Below are 18,416 nucleotides of genomic sequence, written 5' to 3' on the forward strand. Positions count from 1 at the left end.
TACTCGTATTGAAGGGTCCGCGTATTAACGTGAAAAGTTGAACTTTGCCATTCACTTTAAAAGGATACAAGCATGATTTTGACACTGCTCATGACAACAAAGTAGGTCAAATCAAACGTTTTATTTTGAGTGCACAAGGTTTTAAACCACCATGAAATATCTACAAAAGTCCAAGCTAGCTAATTTAATTCAAGGCTCACTATTTTCTTCTTTAGTTGTATCAGGTGCCGCATTTGCGCAGGGTGAAGAAGCAGGTGCTGCGTCATCTCAACTAGAAGTAATCCAAGTAACAGCTCGTAAGCGTGTTGAAAATGCTCAGGAAATTCCTGTAGCTGTCTCAGCACTGCAAGGTGATAACCTTGATGCATACAGCTCTGCTGGTATGGATATTCGTTTTATGAATGCGAAAATCCCAAGCCTTTCGGTTGAGTCTTCATTTGGTCGTACTTTCCCACGTTTTTATGTGCGTGGTTTAGGTAACACTGACTTCGATCTAAACGCGTCTCAGCCTGTATCATTAGTAGTTGACGATGTGGTTCAAGAAAACCCTATTCTAAAAGGTTTCCCTGTTTTTGACATCGAACGTATCGAAGTACTTCGTGGTCCTCAAGGTACGCTGTTTGGACGTAACACGCCAGCAGGTCTTGTAAAGTTTGACTCAGTTAAGCCTTCTCAAGAATTTGATGCATATACATCACTTTCATATGGTACGCGTGGTGCAATGGACTTTGAGGGTGCTGTAGGAACAGGTCTTACTGATAACATCTCAATGCGTGTTTCGACACTTTGGCAAGAAAAAGATAACTACATCGACACAGTAGCCCCTGGTGCTGAACAAAAAGATGTTTTAGGTGGTTATAGCGAAAAAGCGGCACGTGTTCAGTTCCTTTATGAAGGCAACGATTTCACGGGTCTTTTAAATTTCCGTTACCGCGACCTTGATGGTGAGCCGATTGTTTTCTATGGCAACCTAATGGATGTGGGCTCAAACAAAATTCGCGCGGGTTGGAAAGATGATGTTGTGCATCACGATGCTGCGAAGAATGCAACGCAACAAGTTGAAACACAAGGTGTTAGCTTAAAGCTTGAGTGGGACTTAAATGATCACACAATCACAAGTATTTCAGCTTGGGACAGTGCTGAGATTTTTTCTCGTGCTGACGTAGATGGTGGTTACGGTTGTGGTTTCTGTGGTATGGAAACAGGTCACGGCTTTATTCCATTTGCAGCAGAAAGTGCGGATGCGATTCCTGATCACGATCAAATCACTCAAGAACTTCGTCTTTCAAGCAACTTCAGTGGTGATTTAAACTACCAAGTTGGTGTATTTTACTTTGATGAAGATTTAACAATTGAAAGCTTCAGCTACGATACACTGGCGAATGGCGCTCAAAATGGTTATGCGGTACAAAACCAACAAACTAAAGCGTGGGCATTATTCGGTTCAGTTGATTACACGCTAAGCGATGCGCTAAAAGTGACTGCTGGTCTTCGTTATTCAGATGATGAAAAAGACTTTGTTGCAGAGCGTATTCAAGGACCTTTCGGTTCAGGTACTGCATTTGGTGAAGCAAACCCTAGTGATGATCATGTGTCATGGGATTTATCAGCAACTTATAAGTTAACGGATGACGTAAATTTATTTGCACGTGCTGCAAACAGCTTCCGTGCCCCAAGTATTCAGGGCCGTATCCTGTTTGGTGATGAGGTAACTGTTGCTGACTCAGAAACAATCAACTCAATCGAAGCAGGTGTTAAGTCAGATATTCTTGATGGTCGTGGCCGCTTGAATATGACCGTGTTCTATTATCAGATGGACGATCAGCAATTAACTGCAGTAGGTGGTGACTCGAACTTCAACCGTTTACTTAATGCTGATAAAACAACTGGCTATGGTTTTGAAATGGATTCAGAGTGGGTGCTTGCAGACGACTTATTTGCAACATTCAACTTAAGCTACAACAACACTGAGCTTAAAGATGACTCTTTATACCTGCCAGGTTGTTTTGGTTGCACCATTACTGATCCAATGGTTGAAGGCAAAGGTTACAGCATCGATGGTAACAGTTTACCGCATGCACCTGAATGGATTGCAAACTTCACGCTTCGCTACAGTAAAGAAATTGGCGATGGTGAGTTCTTCGCATACACTGATTGGTCATACCGCAGTGAAATTGATTTCTTCCTTTACCGTTCAGTTGAATTCACTGGTGAAGCATTATTTGAAGGCGGCTTACGTACTGGTTATAACTGGGCGTCGGGCGACAACGAATATGAAGTTGCAGCATTTGCCCGTAACTTAACTGATGAACGTGTTGTTATTGGTGGTGTAGACTTCAACAACAACACGGGTATTGTAAATGAAGGTCGCTTTGTAGGCGTTGAATTCAAGGCTAAATTCTTCTAAGCATACTCTTTAAGTATATTAAAAAGCCCATCATTTGATGGGCTTTTTTTATTTGCTAAATAGCTGCTAATAGCGGTTCCTCATAATCCATTTAAATTATCATCTGGGTTAATATTCAGGACCTCCCAATTTGCAGTAACTGGGTGATTAATACCAACAGATTGATATGCCGCTGTAATTTTATTTTGTTTATGTAACAGCTTCAGGCCAGCATTAATAGCATTAGCAATATGCTGAGAGTTAGGGAAATGAGATGATATTGCAAAATGGCGGCTATCCCATAAAACAGCCTTTATATTGGGAATGGGCAACATCTCCTCATAGCTTAGATCATCTTCATCAACTCTAAAGTGGATTAAGGTGTAGTCTGCAATTTCGCTTTTAACTAATCGCTTCATATTCGGGAACGACTCAATATGAGCAAGTTTATTCGGTTTTAATTGGTTAATGGCCTGCCAATCTGCTGTCCAAAAACGATTTGATATGGCTGTAAGTTTAGAAATGTCATCAGTATTTTTCGCCTTAAGTGCTTTTTCATTGCCCTTGGACGTATATAAACCGACATCATAGTCACCCTTTTTGATAACAACATGGCTAGCGATGAGTGACTCTGGATGTGCTTGAATATCAGATAACCAAAGGGTATCTGCACTCATAGCAAATTTTCCACTATTGAGTAAATCGATGTTGCGGCCATACACAGAATTATCAAAATACACTAAACGACAATTGCACTTACCAAGGTGGAGTGCTTGATTAAGCAAAATGACATCGACTAAATCGCGGCCCTGTGGGAGCTGAGAAAAATCATTAAGTGCTAAAATATCCGTCTGTTTACTTAATCGTTCTAAATGAAGTTTTACATCTTCGGCAATTAACACCGGAACAGTGATAGGGTTTTGACTATAAACATTGCCACTGGAAACAGTGAAAACGACCAATAAGCATACTACTAAAATTTTTTGTAACCACATACTATCTACATAAAACTGCTTAGATATTCACTATACAACCAGTTTAAGAATAATTATGCAAGCCTTGTCTGTGAGCCGTTTTCAACTACTTTATAAATATTTAAAATATGCTAAAGTCTGCGCCCTTAATACGAGGAAATTATTATGTCTGCATTTTGGAATTATCGTGTCATTGAATGCCCGAGTGAAGAGGGTACCTTATTTCAAGTACACGTGGTTGAATACAATATTAATGGTAAAGCGGTAAACTGGTCTGAAACGGCAGAAGGCTCTTTTGGCACAACGCTTGAGGGGTTGTCACAAGATCTTGAGCGTCAAAAGCAAGCATTGGATAAACCTGTGCTGACAGTAAAGCGCCTAGCACGAGGTTACGAATTAATTGAAGTGGAAAGTGGTGAACTAGCTTCATCACCAGTACCAGAAGCATTACAAGAGCAAAACTAACATGTCTTTGCTGGCGATTTATTTTGATCTAGACGGCACTTTGGTTGATTCAGAGCACTTACATGCGGTGAGCTGGAATAAAGTACTGACTGAATATGGACTCTCTTTTAGTGAAGATGAATTTTGCCAGCAGTATGCTGGAAAGCCGACTCTTGAAGCAGCTAAAACCATTGTTAGCGAACATGGTTTAGAGATTACGCCAAGTGCACTTGCCAATCTCAAGCATGTGGTTTTTTCTGATATCTCAAAAAACCAGCTACCAGAATTATTGCCAGGGGCAAAAGACTTACTGACGTGGTGTAAAAAGCAAGGTTTAAAATTGGCATTGGTGACTGGCAGTGCAAAAGCGGAAGCCACCGCTATTTTGTCAGGCCATAATTTAACGCCATTTTTTGATGTGATTTATACCCGAGATGATGTTGAGTTGCCAAAACCACATCCTGAGCCTTATCAATTGGCAATAGCACAGTTTGCTTTAACAGCTGAATCCGGCCTTGCTATTGAAGATACTGTGGCGGGGTCAACAAGTGCCAAGGCTGCGGGTCTATTTACTGTGGTTGTGCCAAATAAATACACTATGTCATCTGATTTTTCGCATGTAGACCTTCGCTGTAAAGATTTAACAGCTGTTAAAGCGCTGATCGCCAGCAAACTCTAAATAATCCGATACACTTATAAGAGCCGATCTAATTTCAAGGAGGAAATCATGGCTCTTAAACTTCTTTTGTTCTTTTCTTTAATTTTTTGCTTTGAACATACATTTGCCGTAGAAGTTCAACTGGCAAAAACTTATCAGAGACAAGGTGTAAGCGAGTACTTAGTTAGCGAAAAACTAGATGGTGTAAGAGCTATTTGGCGTAATCAACAGCTTGTTACCCGTAATGGAAATAAAATTTATGCACCGAGCTGGTTTACTAAAAACTGGCCAAATAAATGGCTCGATGGAGAACTATGGAGTCAGCATAATGATTTTGAGTTTATCGCCAGTACCGTTTTAGATAAAAAACCGAACCAAGCAGCTTGGCGAAAAATAAAATTTTTTGTTTTTGATATGCCAGATAATGAAAACGTGTTTTCTATCCGTTATCAAAATTACCTCGCAGCAATTCTTGAGACAGACTCTGACTACCTTGCGGCAGTCGAACAACACCAGTTCAGTGATGAATCGCAATTAGAGCGCTTCTACCAAGCACGTTTAAAGCAAGGTGCTGAAGGGGTTATTCTACATGCAAAACAGGCTCGATTTAGTAATGGACGAAGTGCTCACTTACTCAAATATAAACCTTATCAAGACGCCGAAGGGATCATAGTAGGTTACAGTGCCGGCAAAGGTAAATATCAAGGAATGGTTGGTGCGCTGATTGTTGAGCTTAAAAGTGGTGAGCAAATAAAACTTGGCAGTGGTTTATCTGATGCGTTAAGAAAAAAGCCCCCAGTTATCGGCAGTCAAGTTACTTATCGTTATAATGGGTTTACCAAATATGGCAAACCACGATTTGCACGGTTTTTACGTGTTAGACAGCGTGAATAACCACAATGTTTAGTCGAGGCGATTTGCCAAGTAGTTATGATAATCAGGAATAGTGCGGTCGATTTGCTCCGACATCATCTGACTGGCAATCAACATATCTGCTGTTGCCTCGTTACAAGCGACGGGGATATTCCAAACGGCAGCCAATCTTAAAAGTGCTTTTACGTCAGGGTCGTGTGGCTGGGAAGCTAAGGGATCCCAAAAGAAGATAAGTAGGTTCACTTCATGCTCAGCGATTTTGGCACCAAGTTGTTGATCACCACCCATCGGGCCGCTCAAGAGCTTCTCGACTTGTAGCCCTGTTGTTTTCTCAATGAGGTGGCCTGTAGTGCCGGTGCCGTATAAATTATGCGCTGCAAGAATCGATTTATGTTTTTCACACCACGCGCTTAATGCGGCTTTTTTACCGTCATGTGCGACTAATGCGATGCTTTTCTTTGCTGGAATTGCAGTGATAATTTGTTCCATTTGTTAACACCTTAAAAAACTTCAAGTATCAAGCGTAACCCTAATAAAATAAAAATACCACCGGCAATGCGGTCAATCCATTGTTGCGCACTTGGATGATGCTTGAAGTAACCTGCAATTTTATTGCCGCTCTTCACATACATAACGTCAATTGGAAACGCTAAAATAGGGTAGAGTAAACCAAAAATTAATAACTGTAGCCAGACAGGCGTCGCTAATGTGCTGTCAGCAAATTGTGGAATAAACGCCAGAAAGAATAGAGCCACTTTAGGGTTGAATATTTCAGTCAGCATGGCTTGAACGAAAATGTTTTTCTCTTTTTTACCCGACAGTTCACAATGGATCTCTTCGGGAGGGCGCAAACTATCAATAATACTCGTTACTCCAAGATACACTAAGTACAAAGCGCCAACCCAAAGTACGGTTTGATAGGCTATTTCTGATGTTTTTAAAATTACACTCAAGCCTGCAACGGCTAAAATTGTGTGTACTACGCCCGCTGTTGCAAAGCCAAAGGCAGTTTGCATACCGGCAGTTTTACCTTTTGCAAAAGTTTGCGCCATCAAAAAAGCGTTAGACGGGCCGGGTGAAACGGCTAGCAAAAAACTAAGAGTGACAAACGATAATAGCGATTCAAAATTAATCATAACGAGTTTTAACTGTAAGCGGCCAGAGGTTCATTATCATGCTGTTTCAAGCGAATTAGAAAAGGCAAAACACTTAATAAATGGCATGCAATAATATAGGGAATAGCAATAGGTAAATACTGAGTTAGGCTAACAATTAGGCCTGCTCCACTCATTTGCATCATCCCCAGTAATGCCGATGCTTTACCTGCATTTTGTTTAAAAGGTGCTAAAGCATTACCTGCTGCAGCGCCCATTGAAAAGGCAAAACCAATTGAACCGATAAAGATGGCAATCATAAAACTTGTGACATTCGTGAATGCCAGCTGAAATGCTATCACTAAGCAACCTGCAGAGATCATTAATAGTAGGCCAATCATAAGTGCCAATGAGGTGGCTTTTTTGATTAATTGCGGTGCGAGAAAGCTGCCTATTATGCTCACCGTTGCGTTAATGCCAAACCAAAAGGTAAAACTTTTTTCATCCAGTCCTTGTTGCGTCATTAAATAGTTGGGAGCTTGGGCAACAAATGCCAAAATTGCACTCATAGACAACATACATATGGTGGCATTAAATAAAAAAGTAGGGTGAGAGAAAATTTGCCAGTACGATACTTTTGCTTGATGCTTTCCTTGTGGGGTATTAGAAGCCTTTTTTGGAATTGCAAAAATCAGTATTAGTAAACTTACCAGCGCAAAACTAGCTAAAAAGTAGAAGTTACTTTGCCAACCAAATTGTACTGTAAGCCATGCGCCTAAAATTGGCGCTAATGCAGGGATAAAACAGACAATGCCATTTAAGTAAGAGATTACTTGCGCACTTTTATTCGCATTATAGTTGTCCCGCACTAAAGCAAAAGTACTGACAAAGGTTGCTGCAGCGCCCACACCTTGAATAATTCGAGCGATGATTAATAAAGATACGGTTTCAGCAGATGCAGCGAATAGTGCACCAATGAAGTAGGTGACCACACCGAAGATGGCGATTTTTCTACGGCCAAATCGATCGCTTAGAGGGCCTAAAATTAATTGTGCCAAGCCAACGCATACCATAAATGCGGTAATACTCGTTTGGATATGAGTAATTGAACTACTCAGTTCTGTGGCCATGAGGGGCATGGCAGGTAGATAAAGATCGATTGCTAAAGGGCAAAAGATAACAAGCAATACAAGGGCGAGTTTCAGCATAGTTACAACACATTTTTCAGGGGAGAGAATTGTATACGTTCTGCTGGGGAGATCCAAGCCTATAACCGATGTTAAGGCTTGGCTGTCATTAAGTTACTCTACCAAAATTTTAGCTGAGAGAATCTCTAATTTTTGTTTTGGCTGACCGCTTCGGCTGCCATTTTCATTAAATAAATCAAGGGTTTTTTCGTCGCTCACTAGTTTACCAAACACAGTATGTCTGCCATTAAGGTGAGGCGTAGCACGAAAAGTAATAAAAAATTGACTGCCGTCGGTGTTAGGGCCGGCATTTGCCATGCTCAATAAGCCTTTTTGATCATGCGGTACCAGTGGTTCAAATTCCCCCGCGTAGCGATAGCCTGGAAAGCCACGGCCATTGCCTAGAGGGTCGCCACCTTGAGCCATAAAGTCATTGATTACACGATGGAAAATCAATGAGTCATAAAACCCTAGGGTGGTGAGATAAATGGTACTTGATGCATGCATAGGTGCTGTTTTATGGAAAAGCTCAAATTTCATTTCACCAAGCGTAGTTTGAAGCACCCAATAGTAAGTAGCGTCTTCTGCAAATGTTAACTTGGGCGGCATTGTTAGTTTGGTACGCCACCCCTCAGTTTGCTTATCTACTTTTTGTTCTGTGATAAATTGCTCAACTTGTTTAATGGCAGGGTCTTGAAACCAACAAGCCGATAACAATAATGCCGCTGAAACGGATAACAGTGAATTTCGTAACATGTTCATTTAAGCAGATTTCTTTTCTTTTTTATTTTCTTTTTCTGATATAGGTGCAACGGGCTTAGTTGTTTGTGTCATCGAACCTTGAATCGATGCACCTTCTTGAATGCTGATGGTGTCGTGGAAGATATCACCAACTACCGTTGCAGACTGTTCTAAAACGACCTTTTTAGCTTTAATTGTGCCTTTCACAGTGCCTTTTACAATCACTTCTTGGGCATTAATATCGCCTTCAACACGGCCATCGCTTCCGATAGTTAAACTTTGTACATTTACTTCGCCATTAATGCACCCTTCAAGTTGTATGGTGCCTGCGTTATTAATTTGCCCGGTGATTTCAACGTCTGAAGAGATAATAGAAGGGAAAGGGCTTTTTTTCTTGTTAGAGAACATTCTCAAATGCCTTAGTTAGTTTTAACGGGTTGATATACTTGTTGTTGTGTAAAATTTCGTAATGTAAATGGGTACTTGTACTGCGTCCTGAGCTACCCATTAGCCCGATAACTTGGTCTCTTTGTACTTGCTGTCCACGCTTTACATTTATTTTTGCTAAATGGCCGTAACGTGTAACGAATCCATTTTTATGTTCTATTTCGATAAAGTTGCCAAACCCACCGTTTCGGCCTGCGCGCTTGACGATGCCATTTGCGGGTGCAAATATTTTTGTTTTATGCCAACCAGCCATATCAATGCCGCGATGCATTGCACGGCGTTTTGAAATAGGATCGGTACGAAGGCCGTAGGCACTTGAAACATAAAAATCTTTTGCAGGCAGAGTAGTTGGTAATAGCGCAAGGTTGCCGTTTAGTTGGTTCAATAATACGATTTTATCTAGCAAGCTTTGCTGCTTGATTGTCAAAACTGAGGTGTCGATGGCGTTAAATGGCCCGCCTTGAGCAGTCGTGTCTAACGTTTGCTGAATGATGAAACCTTTATCAACACCCGCTTTTTCCAAAGCTTGATGTAAACTCGCTGTACGTTCGTCAACAATTTGCGATAGCATTGCAAAGTTGGCATCGAGTTGCTGATTTTCTTTTTCAATATCACTTTCGATGCTTTCAGCCTCAGTTTGTTTTTCTTCCGTCTTAGGCTTAGCAGTGGTAGGCCTTGTGTCAGCCTTATCCGTTTTTTCAGCTGATTCGGTTGTCTCTTTTTGAGTAGTTTGCTCGCCTTTGTCAGCATCATCCGCTGCAATGACAGGTTCAGCTTCGACACTATCTGCTTTTACTTTTGGCTCAGCGGCTGGAGTATTTGTAGTGTCTTTCGTCACTTCAGCTTGTTTTGCTTGGAATTCTGCTTGTTGTGCTTCAGGTAATGACTCCAACATATTCGTCATCAGCTGAGATTTTTCATCAATTTGAGAAATTCGGTTTGATAGTTCGCTGTGTTTTTCGCGATAAGATAAATGAAGGGCATCAAGCTCGGTTTGCTTTTGCTCGATAATTTGGTCTTGTGTTGCGATCACTTTATTGAGCTCAACATATTGATAACTACCAGCGCCTGCAACAACACATACAGTCACACCAATAGCAAATAAGCTTACTTGTAGCCAACTAGGTAATGTAATGTATTTAACATCACCATTTTGGCGGACCAATAACTGTTTATCTGGAAAAAGTGCTTTTAACATTATGACAACCGATGTAGTTAAGTGTACTGCCGTGAATTATTATTTTTTGAGCAGGCAGGTTAACCGGTACAAGATACCAAGATAGTTTAAAAAATCCAGAGAAATTTTTGAAATGGTACTTAAGGGGGAGTATAAGGTGGCAAATTGCTTGCCACCTAAACAGCTAAGAAGCTTACTTAGCAGGTAATACCGTGCCTTCTACACGACCAAAACCAATACGGTTAAAGCCGTCTGCCTCACACCAACCACGCATAATAACTTTGTCACCGTCTTCTAGGAACTTACGCTCTTCGCCGTTGTTAAGTTTAATGCTTTCTTTGCCGCCACGAGATAACTCAAGCATTGAACCTGCTTCTTCGTGTTCTGGGCCTGATTGTGTGCCTGAACCTAACATATCACCTGGTACAAAGTTACAACCATTCACTGTATGGTGCGTTACCATTTGCGCGACTGTCCAATAGCTGTGTTTAAAGCTTGACTCTGAAAGCTTGCTCGCCTCCATGCCTTCGTTGCGCATTTTCTCCGTTTCAAGTAACACGTCCATTTGAATGTCAATTGCACCTGCTTCACGGTTATGTGATGACTCTAGGTATTCAAGTGGCTGAGGATCGTTTTCATCACGATGCCATTGTGTACGGTATGGTGCAAGTGCTTCCGTGGTTACAATCCAAGGAGAAACAGTCGATGCGAAGTTTTTCGCAAGGAATGGGCCGAGAGGCTGGTATTCCCACGCTTGTAAATCACGTGCAGACCAATCATTAAATAGACAGAAACCAAATACGTGATCTTCTGCATCATTAATGTTAATGGCGTCACCTAATTCATTGCCTTTACCAAGGTAGATACCCACTTCTAATTCGTAATCCATGCGTTTTGCAGGGCCAAATGATGGTACATCTGCATCAGGAGCCTTTGTTTGACCTTTTGGACGCGGAAAAGCTTGCCCTGATACGCCGATTGATGATGCACGGCCATGGTAACCAATTGGTACCCATTTGTAGTTCGGTAATAATGGGTTGTCTGGGCGGAATAAGCTTCCTACTGCTGTTGCGTGGTAAATTGACGTATAAAAGTCCGTATAGTCACCAATATGACATGGCAGAGCGTATTCAACATCGGCTTGTGCAATAAGTGCTGATTCAAGCGCTGACTGATGCGCAGAGCCTTCAGCAAGAGCATCACTTAACGCAAGACGAAGGGCTGACCAATAGGCTTTACCCATACCCATAAATTCGTTCAGTGCTGGTGCATTGGCAGCCGTTGCCGCTTCAAGTGCTAATCCAGTTAATACACCAGATGCAACCACAGCGTCTAAATCAAGCACCTGATCACCAATGGCGACACCGCCACGAAACTCTTGATTGCTGTTTGCTTTGCGGAAAATTGCAAAAGGTAAATTTTGAATAGGAAAATCAGTACCGCTCACATTAGCAGACGCCACCCAACTTTTAAGGTTAACGTCATGTGTTTTGTTAATTGCGCTCATATTGCACCCTTATAATTGTAACTGTTTACTTATATTGCTACGCAACAGTTATTTTTAAAGACTTTAAGTGGAAAAAGCAGCATATAAAATTACATGCTGCTTGTTGGGCTTAACTTGACTGTGTATTTATTACTTAAATTACACCACGACGCTCTTGGTCGCGCTCAATTGATTCAAACAGTGCTTGGAAGTTACCTTCACCAAAACCACCGTCATCAACACGTTGGATCATTTCAATAAAGATAGGACCAAATAAGTTCTTAGTGAAGATTTGCAGTAAGTAGCAATCTTCGCTTTGGCTATCTACTAAGATTTGGTGTTCTCTAATTTTGTCTTTGTCTTCTTTAACCCAAGGAACACGGTCAAAGATTGTATCGTAGTAGTGGTCAACAATATCAAGTGTTGCAATGTTCGTTTGGTCTAACTTATCTAATGAACCAACTAGATCATTTGTTAAGAACGCTAAGTGCTGAACACCTGGGCCGTTGTATTCATCTAGGTATTCATCAATTTGGTTGTTGTTATCGTCTTTACCTTCATTGATTGGAATAGAGAATGTGCCACACGGTGATTTAAGTGCATAAGAAAGTAGCGCTGTTTTTTGACCTTTAATGTCGAAGTAACGTACCTCTTCAAAGCCAAATACGTCTTTGTAGAAGTTAGCCCAAGTTTCCATTGTGCCTTTGTAAACATTGTTAGTTAGGTGGTCAATGCGAAGGAAGCCTTTATCTTCAACAATGTTTTGCTCCGCTAAATCTTCAAAGTCATTTGCGTAAATAGAACCTTTGTCGCCAAATACGTCAATGAAGTAGATTAAGCTGTCGCCGATACCATAGATTGCTGGGTATGGTAGGTCTTTATTTGCTGAATCAGTCGCTGGTTTTGCGCCGCGCTCTACAGCAACATCAAATGCTTTTTGTGCATCTGCTACACGCCAACCCATAGAACAAATTGCAGGGCCATGTGATTTAGCAAACTCAGCAGAGAAGCCATCACGCTCATTGTTTAGTAAAAAATGAATATCATGTTGGTTGTAATAAGTAATATCTTTACCTTTAAACTTCTTTAGCTTTGAAAAGCCAAAGTCAGCAAAGATTTTGTCCATATAGTCTGCATCTGGTGTTGCGTACTCTGTGAATTCAATACCTAATAAACCGAGTGGGTTATTTGCAGTAGTCATTTTTAGTCCCCTAAAGAGTGAGAGATGGCTTAGTTAGTTGGAGTGGCCAACTCTTTAAACACGAATTGGGTAGATAATTATCCAAAATAAAGCCAAGGGAAAGAGGGGAGGAGCTTTTGCTTAGAGGTCTATTTTGTAAACTTTTAAATACAAAATTAGGGGTTTCAAGGGAAGTTTAACCTAATAATGAATAATAAAAACGAAAAGCAGCAAAATACCGAGAACAAAATTTTGATTTTTGCGGCTTAAATAAGCAAATCATAAAAATAACGTAGAGATTTTCTCTATATGATGAGTTTAAAAATTGAGCTTTTTTGTACTGTTATATTTACAAAATTAAACGAATGATAACGCTGCAATAAAAAAGGGGGCAAAATGCCCCGAATAATTTAGTGCGATGTTACTTTGTTTTGAAGAACTTCTGGCGCTGCAATAACCAAGGATTTAACGCCATCGTTGCAACACTTTCACTATGGCGTTCGACTTTTTCATTTAATAATCGTGTTTGCTGAGTAAAACGCATTGTTTTACTGGGTCCACCGAGAGATGCAATTTCATCTGCATCAAGGCTGCGTCCAGCAAAAAGTAACGCGTTTAAAAAGCCTGGTTCAGTCTCATAAGTATCATCGGTCAGTAGCAATAAGGTATCACTCAATGCCCAGCGTTCACCAATTTCGCCCTCATCTTTTTCACCCGCCAGTTCGCCATTGATAAATACTTTTAACACGCCGTTTTGTGGCGCGGCATAAAAGACAATGGCAACGCGATACCAAGTATTCGCCTCTAAATTACCAAAAAAGCCACTGTCTCGCGTTGTGATGCCAACCCCATTGGTATCTCTATCAACAAATAGATCAGCATCATTATTGTTGAGCGGATCAGTTTGTAAAAGTCCTCTAAACTCATTAATACTGCTCTCTGGCCACATGATATCCATAACAAGGGTATAATCCGACACTTTACTACTGAAATAAAAGTCGCCATTTGCAGGTGCGTTATGTGTAAGTGAAAGCCCTTGCGATGGACTGTGACGCCCAAAAGCGAGTACCCCTGATGAGCCATCAGGTAAAGGCGTGATGTCAGCGTTACTTGTGGTCGTAAAAGGGCTGCGCTCTGGTCCCCAGTTATTGACCAGAGGGTCAAAATAATTTAACTCAGCAGGCCCTAAATCCGATGCAAATGGAGAGTCTAAGTCATCAAAATTCCAAATAGTAATATTGTCATCTCGCAGACAGCTATTGAGTGGCTGGTTAGTATCGATATGAACACATTGGCTGGTGCGGTGGCGGGCATATTGATCAAGTGCCCACCAAGACTCTGATAATTCAACAGGTGCAGGTAGAGTGTTTCCAGAGAAAAACTGACTGCCATTAAAAGCAGGGCCTTTTTGCAGTGCAACGCGATAGGTTTTATCGTTATCGATTGATTTATCTGTCGCCAGTTTAAATACCCAAGTAGGCTGCGCTAAACGCATTTGGTTTAATTCACTGCCTGTTACTGATACTTGATAAAGCGCGTTAAAGCCAGGAGTATCGGAAGGTTGTCTTTCAACATAGTAAGTTTCATGAAACTTTTCTTGAGTCAGCTTGCCAGGTGTCCAGCGGTTTTGTACTTGAATTGGATCAAATAATGCGGCGTCGACACTGTGCGTAAAAAAGGTGGCGTTTGCTAAAATTTCAGCTGTTTCGGCTTCGTCAGGGTAATTTTCAGAAAAGGCAATGGCTGTATTAGCATCTGGCGCGTAACGCCCCATTATTTGGTCTACACGCTCAACCATTTGCTGATCAATACTACTAATTGTGCTCGTTAGATGTGTTTTGTAGTCATACTCAATTAGGGTTTTGGTGTTTGTATCTATTGTGAGTGATAAGTCAGTTAACCCCTGGGCAAAAAAGTTTGGTTGTATTACTAATGCATTATTATCAAGTGCTTGAATACTTTCACCACCATGAGTATGGCCACCCAAGACCAAATTAACACCCGAGATGTTTTCAGCAATACGGGTATCGCCACCTACGCCCATGTGGCTTAACATCACCATAAAATCAACATCTTCACGATAAGTATTAACAATACTTTGCGCAACGGATGTCCAATCCCAATTCATGCTAAAGTCAGGGATAAAATCCGGAATAGGGGCAGTTTGTAGCGGTTCATCTAATTCATTCCATGGCACTGAGGTCATGCCAAAAAAGCCGACTTTCAAACAGCCGACTTGCACAGCAGCAAAATCAACTGCCGCAAAGCCATTCTCATCATTGCCAACATAGCGGGTATTACTGGCTAAAACAATGGCATGATCATCGTTTGCATAATCCAATAGTTGTGCTGGTCCCCAGGCATAGTCGTGGTTGCCCACTACGCGCACATCGAACTCCATTGCTTTGATTGCATCAACTGTGGCCAGCCCTTTTGAAATTTGTTCAGCAACCGTGCCTTTTTCGTAGTCATCGCCACCGTTGGTAAACAAAGTATAGGGTTGCTCTGCTTTTGCCTGTTGGTAGTAACCTTTGATACGACTAAACAGCTGCTCTTTGTAACCAAACCGAGAATGTAAATCGGCAACATGGATAAAGCGCAAAGTTTGAGAAGGTGAACTCGTATCACAAGCTGGGCCAATTGTTTTACTGATTACTAACTCACGTTTAGGCTCAAAAATAACGGCATATTGACCCAGTTGAATAAGGTCCGCTTTGACACTTGCGGCACTTACACTACTGGTGACAGGATTCCACACGCCATTGTCTAATCGCGCGATATAGACTTTACCCTGTTGAAAGTCAGTTAAATCTACAAACACTTCCATTTGAATTGGGTTGTTGAGTGTTTTATCAGTTGGGGCAAGTGTGTAAGTATTAGAGATGATTTGGTAATCATCATTGGTTAAACCACTCGATGAAGAGCTGACTTTCAAGGTGAAGTCACTGTCGGAAACGCCAGCGGGAATGCGAAGGCTCATCAAGCCGTTATCAAAGTTGGCATTTAAGCTCATCGTTGGGCTTATAATTCCACCTTGTTCTAGATCGGGAACGAACACTTTTTCAGTTTCGCCACCACCACAAGCGCTAAGTGCTAGCGATAACAGAACAAAACTCAGTAACTTGAAACTTTTCACAATTCACCCAAAAGAATTAATTTGAGCATGAAAATACCATATCTGATGGTTAGGCATCAATTACACTTGATGACATAAAAAAAGGGCTTATAGCAATCTATAAGCCCTTTTATGAAAATTGATAAGTATTAGCGTGTTGCTGTTACTTCTAATTCTTCTTCAAGTACTTCTTCTTCAGTGTGGTTGTGATCTTCTGCACCGTGCATCCAATCAACTAATTTGTCTGCCATAAAGTAAAGTAGAACACCTGAAGCAATCGCAGTAATAAAGATACCACCGAAGATAGACATTGCATTTGCAAGTTGCTCTTCTTTAGTTGTTTCGCCGTGGCCAATGAATGAACCAACGATACCACCAACTTTGTTAGCAATTGCAATAAATAGGAACCAAGCACCCATCATTAATGATGCAATACGCAGTGGAGCAAGTTTAGTCACCATAGATAAACCAATTGGCGATAAACATAATTCACCCATAGTGTGGAAGAAGTATGCACCAACTAACCACCACATACTTGATTTGTTTGTAGGGTCGCCGTCCATTTCCATAACTGCACCCATCATAAATACAAAACCAATACCCAATAAGATAAGGCCAAGTGCAAATTTAACTGGTGAGTTAGGCTCTTTGTTACCAAGACGGATCCAGATAGACGCAATTACAGGCGCAAATACAACGATGAAAATTGCATTTAATGATTGGAACCACGTGGTTGGTACTTCAAAGCTACCGATATTACGGTCTGTGTATTCGTTAGTGAAAATATTCATTAGGCCGCCAGCTTGTTCAAAGCCTGCCCAGAAAACAACAGTGAATAGACCAAGTACCATGATTACTTTAATACGGTCACGTTCAACAGCCGTTAGTGGCTCTTTACGAACTTCAGTTTGCTTTTCTTTCTCAAGTTTAGCTGCTGGTACAGTACCAATGTTGCCAAGAAGTTTTTGTGCAAATAAGAATTGAATGATAAGTGAAAGTACCATACCGATACCTGCACAGATGAAGCCAGCTTGATAGTTTCCGTCATAATGCGCAACTACTGAGCCTACAACGATACCTGACAGTGCGGCACCTACGTTGATACCCATGTAGAAAATTGTGAATGCGCCGTCACGTCGGTTATCACCTTCTTCATAAAGGTCACCAACCATGGTTGAAATATTTGGCTTAAATAAACCGTTACCAGCAATTAATAAACCTAAACCTACGTAGAAAGCTTCGGTTTCCATACCTGGTACCCATGCGTGCGGTGTACCTAGCATAAATTGACCTGCGGCCATTAAGAAACCACCAATGTAAATTGCTTTACGTTGGCCTAAATATTGGTCTGCTAACCAACCACCAATTAATGGCGTAAGGTATACTAGACCAGTAAATGTACCGTACATCGAAAGTGCATCGGCTTGGGTCCAACCCATACCGTTACCGCCTTCAGAATATACTTGGTCAACAAGATAAAGTACTAAGATTGCGCGCATTGCATAGTAGCTAAAGCGCTCCCAAAGTTCTGTAGTGAATAGCAGGAATAGGCCTTTCGGGTGGCCTAACATTTCACCTGCTTTAGGGACTGAATTCATCGTATGCTTCCTAATTCAAATTATTGTTATGGCCAATATTATTATTGTTGTTACTACCTTTCGGTCTGAACGGGTGGCCAATATGTGTGTTTGGGTAACAGTTACCCAGAAGGCAGATTTGTGTTAATAAACATACTGAACGAGGGGTAAAATAAGGTTATTAATACAAACTGCATCCGGCCAGTATACCTAGAGAGTTTTTTAAACAAAAGCCCTTATCTAACAGATTTGACCTGTTTGTATGCAATTTCGTCGATTAATTATTCACTCAGATACGAGGCCTTTTAAAAAATCAATGAAGCCATAGTGTTTTAGCCAGTTTAGTTTTGTTTCGTCTTTTACTAAAAAATGTCCACAAAAATTTAGCCCATTAGCAAATATCGATTCAATGTGTGGGGTCTTACGGGGGACTAACCAGAACAAATCTTTGTGCAGGATTAAATTGTATGCAGCGGTTTCATGCTCACTGTGATGCAACTTAAATTCAGTGAGGGCCTGTTGGTAATACTCATTGCAGAGCTCTGCGGTAAGAAAGCCAAAACGCACAAAGCTAATTGATTCAAGCTGTTTCGCAATGGCAGACACAGTATCAGAGTGTGCAAGGCGAATTAACTGCATATGGCGGTGCCCTTGGCTGGCACCCGCAGTAGGCCCTGCATTATAAAACCCTACATCATGAGGTGAATTTAAGTGCGCTAACCAAGCTGAAAAATCCACGGCACAAAGCGGGCTTTGCTGTGAGACAAAATCGTTACTACACAAAAGTGCGTGGGGTTTTAATACAGGAAATTTATTTAACAGTAGTTTGTGTGAAGGGGGGCATGCTTTAACAAACATGGCATCTTCATGAGGTAAAAATGGATTACTTTTTTGCGTTGTCTGATGGGGCTTATTCACTTTTTTCGCAACACGAAGATGTACTGTGAAATGAATATCGTTATCTAAAAATGATTGGCTTTGTGTCGAGAGAGGCTGGAGTGTTTTATTTTTTAATGCGATTTCTATTTGCTGTTCAACTGCTTGCCAATACATAATACATCCTATATTTGATCTTAA

16 protein-coding genes are annotated in these 18,416 nt (G+C 41.1%); 4 read left to right on the forward strand and 12 right to left on the reverse strand.

Annotated elements, in window-relative coordinates; all coding sequences use genetic code 11:
- The first annotated feature begins 151 nt into the window (after positions 1 to 151).
- Positions 152 to 2,407 (forward strand): TonB-dependent receptor, encoded by a 2,256-nt coding sequence (locus OM33_RS08030; protein WP_038640690.1) that lies wholly within the window; start codon positions 152 to 154, stop codon positions 2,405 to 2,407.
- An 80-nt stretch (positions 2,408 to 2,487) separates the two neighbouring features.
- On the opposite strand, the gene OM33_RS08035 is transcribed toward OM33_RS08030, so the two are convergent.
- Complete coding sequence (locus tag OM33_RS08035) at positions 2,488 to 3,381, reverse strand: hypothetical protein (RefSeq protein ID WP_038640692.1); 894 nt, start codon at positions 3,379 to 3,381, stop codon at positions 2,488 to 2,490.
- A 144-nt stretch (positions 3,382 to 3,525) separates the two neighbouring features.
- Here OM33_RS08035 and OM33_RS08040 point away from each other — a divergent pair, with 144 nt between their 5' ends.
- The 3 genes from OM33_RS08040 to OM33_RS08050 are packed head-to-tail and all read left to right on the forward strand — an operon-like array spanning position 3,526 to position 5,356.
- On the forward strand, positions 3,526 to 3,825 hold the full coding sequence (locus OM33_RS08040; RefSeq protein ID WP_038640694.1) for a hypothetical protein: 300 nt from the start codon (positions 3,526 to 3,528) through the stop codon (positions 3,823 to 3,825).
- Position 3,826: 1 nt separating this feature from the next.
- Positions 3,827 to 4,483 carry an HAD family hydrolase gene (locus tag OM33_RS08045; protein WP_038640697.1) on the forward strand — a complete coding sequence of 219 codons (657 nt, stop codon included), beginning with the start codon at positions 3,827 to 3,829 and terminating at the stop codon, positions 4,481 to 4,483.
- A gap of 48 nt (positions 4,484 to 4,531) precedes the next feature.
- Positions 4,532 to 5,356, forward strand: a complete 825-nt coding sequence (locus OM33_RS08050) for a DNA ligase (RefSeq protein ID WP_052140940.1) — start codon at positions 4,532 to 4,534, stop codon at positions 5,354 to 5,356.
- A 9-nt stretch (positions 5,357 to 5,365) separates the two neighbouring features.
- Here OM33_RS08050 and OM33_RS08055 read toward each other — a convergent pair whose 3' ends face one another.
- From OM33_RS08055 to OM33_RS08105, 11 genes are all read right to left on the reverse strand, one after another.
- Entirely contained in the window at positions 5,366 to 5,824 is a 459-nt protein-coding gene (locus tag OM33_RS08055; RefSeq protein WP_038640701.1) for a methylglyoxal synthase, read from the reverse strand.
- Between the two features lie 11 nt (positions 5,825 to 5,835).
- Positions 5,836 to 6,471: a LysE family translocator gene (locus OM33_RS08060; protein WP_038640703.1), complete on the reverse strand. Its 636-nt coding sequence runs from the start codon at positions 6,469 to 6,471 to the stop codon at positions 5,836 to 5,838.
- Positions 6,472 to 6,479: 8 nt separating this feature from the next.
- Positions 6,480 to 7,637, reverse strand: a complete 1,158-nt coding sequence (locus OM33_RS08065; RefSeq protein WP_038640704.1) for a multidrug effflux MFS transporter — start codon at positions 7,635 to 7,637, stop codon at positions 6,480 to 6,482.
- 93 nt (positions 7,638 to 7,730) lie between these two features.
- A complete protein-coding gene (locus tag OM33_RS08070) occupies positions 7,731 to 8,378 on the reverse strand; it encodes a peptidylprolyl isomerase (protein WP_038640706.1) in 648 nt (215 codons plus the stop codon).
- Positions 8,379 to 8,765, reverse strand: coding sequence for a bactofilin family protein (locus OM33_RS08075; RefSeq protein ID WP_038640707.1), 387 nt, complete (start codon positions 8,763 to 8,765; stop codon positions 8,379 to 8,381). It abuts the gene before it with no gap.
- Positions 8,755 to 10,002: a peptidoglycan DD-metalloendopeptidase family protein gene (locus OM33_RS22020; protein WP_052140941.1), complete on the reverse strand. Its 1,248-nt coding sequence runs from the start codon at positions 10,000 to 10,002 to the stop codon at positions 8,755 to 8,757. The genes OM33_RS08075 and OM33_RS22020 overlap by 11 nt, the downstream gene beginning before the upstream one ends.
- 172 nt (positions 10,003 to 10,174) lie before the next feature.
- Positions 10,175 to 11,488: a fumarylacetoacetase gene (gene fahA, locus OM33_RS08085; RefSeq protein ID WP_038640709.1), complete on the reverse strand. Its 1,314-nt coding sequence runs from the start codon at positions 11,486 to 11,488 to the stop codon at positions 10,175 to 10,177.
- Between the two features lie 133 nt (positions 11,489 to 11,621).
- Positions 11,622 to 12,668, reverse strand: a complete 1,047-nt coding sequence (gene hppD / locus OM33_RS08090) for a 4-hydroxyphenylpyruvate dioxygenase (RefSeq protein ID WP_038640711.1) — start codon at positions 12,666 to 12,668, stop codon at positions 11,622 to 11,624.
- Between the two features lie 400 nt (positions 12,669 to 13,068).
- Positions 13,069 to 15,783, reverse strand: coding sequence for a metallophosphoesterase (locus OM33_RS08095; protein WP_038640712.1), 2,715 nt, complete (start codon positions 15,781 to 15,783; stop codon positions 13,069 to 13,071).
- Between the two features lie 128 nt (positions 15,784 to 15,911).
- Positions 15,912 to 17,360, reverse strand: coding sequence for a peptide MFS transporter (locus OM33_RS08100; protein WP_038640714.1), 1,449 nt, complete (start codon positions 17,358 to 17,360; stop codon positions 15,912 to 15,914).
- 264 nt (positions 17,361 to 17,624) lie between these two features.
- Positions 17,625 to 18,392 (reverse strand): ATP adenylyltransferase family protein, encoded by a 768-nt coding sequence (locus tag OM33_RS08105; protein WP_038640716.1) that lies wholly within the window; start codon positions 18,390 to 18,392, stop codon positions 17,625 to 17,627.
- Between the last annotated feature and the right edge of the window lie 24 nt (positions 18,393 to 18,416).

This window comes from Pseudoalteromonas piratica (assembly GCF_000788395.1).
Taxonomy (GTDB): domain Bacteria; phylum Pseudomonadota; class Gammaproteobacteria; order Enterobacterales; family Alteromonadaceae; genus Pseudoalteromonas; species Pseudoalteromonas piratica.

Coding starts and splice junctions, on each gene's coding strand:
- OM33_RS08030 (WP_038640690.1), top strand. CDS start 152: ATGAAATATCTACAAAAGTCCAAGCTAGCTAATTTAATTCAAGGCTCA.
- OM33_RS08035 (WP_038640692.1), bottom strand. CDS start 3,381: ATGTGGTTACAAAAAATTTTAGTAGTATGCTTATTGGTCGTTTTCACT.
- OM33_RS08040 (WP_038640694.1), top strand. CDS start 3,526: ATGTCTGCATTTTGGAATTATCGTGTCATTGAATGCCCGAGTGAAGAG.
- OM33_RS08045 (WP_038640697.1), top strand. CDS start 3,827: ATGTCTTTGCTGGCGATTTATTTTGATCTAGACGGCACTTTGGTTGAT.
- OM33_RS08050 (WP_052140940.1), top strand. CDS start 4,532: ATGGCTCTTAAACTTCTTTTGTTCTTTTCTTTAATTTTTTGCTTTGAA.
- OM33_RS08055 (WP_038640701.1), bottom strand. CDS start 5,824: ATGGAACAAATTATCACTGCAATTCCAGCAAAGAAAAGCATCGCATTA.
- OM33_RS08060 (WP_038640703.1), bottom strand. CDS start 6,471: ATGATTAATTTTGAATCGCTATTATCGTTTGTCACTCTTAGTTTTTTG.
- OM33_RS08065 (WP_038640704.1), bottom strand. CDS start 7,637: ATGCTGAAACTCGCCCTTGTATTGCTTGTTATCTTTTGCCCTTTAGCA.
- OM33_RS08070 (WP_038640706.1), bottom strand. CDS start 8,378: ATGAACATGTTACGAAATTCACTGTTATCCGTTTCAGCGGCATTATTG.
- OM33_RS08075 (WP_038640707.1), bottom strand. CDS start 8,765: ATGTTCTCTAACAAGAAAAAAAGCCCTTTCCCTTCTATTATCTCTTCA.
- OM33_RS22020 (WP_052140941.1), bottom strand. CDS start 10,002: ATGTTAAAAGCACTTTTTCCAGATAAACAGTTATTGGTCCGCCAAAAT.
- fahA (WP_038640709.1), bottom strand. CDS start 11,488: ATGAGCGCAATTAACAAAACACATGACGTTAACCTTAAAAGTTGGGTG.
- hppD (WP_038640711.1), bottom strand. CDS start 12,668: ATGACTACTGCAAATAACCCACTCGGTTTATTAGGTATTGAATTCACA.
- OM33_RS08100 (WP_038640714.1), bottom strand. CDS start 17,360: ATGAATTCAGTCCCTAAAGCAGGTGAAATGTTAGGCCACCCGAAAGGC.
- OM33_RS08105 (WP_038640716.1), bottom strand. CDS start 18,392: ATGTATTGGCAAGCAGTTGAACAGCAAATAGAAATCGCATTAAAAAAT.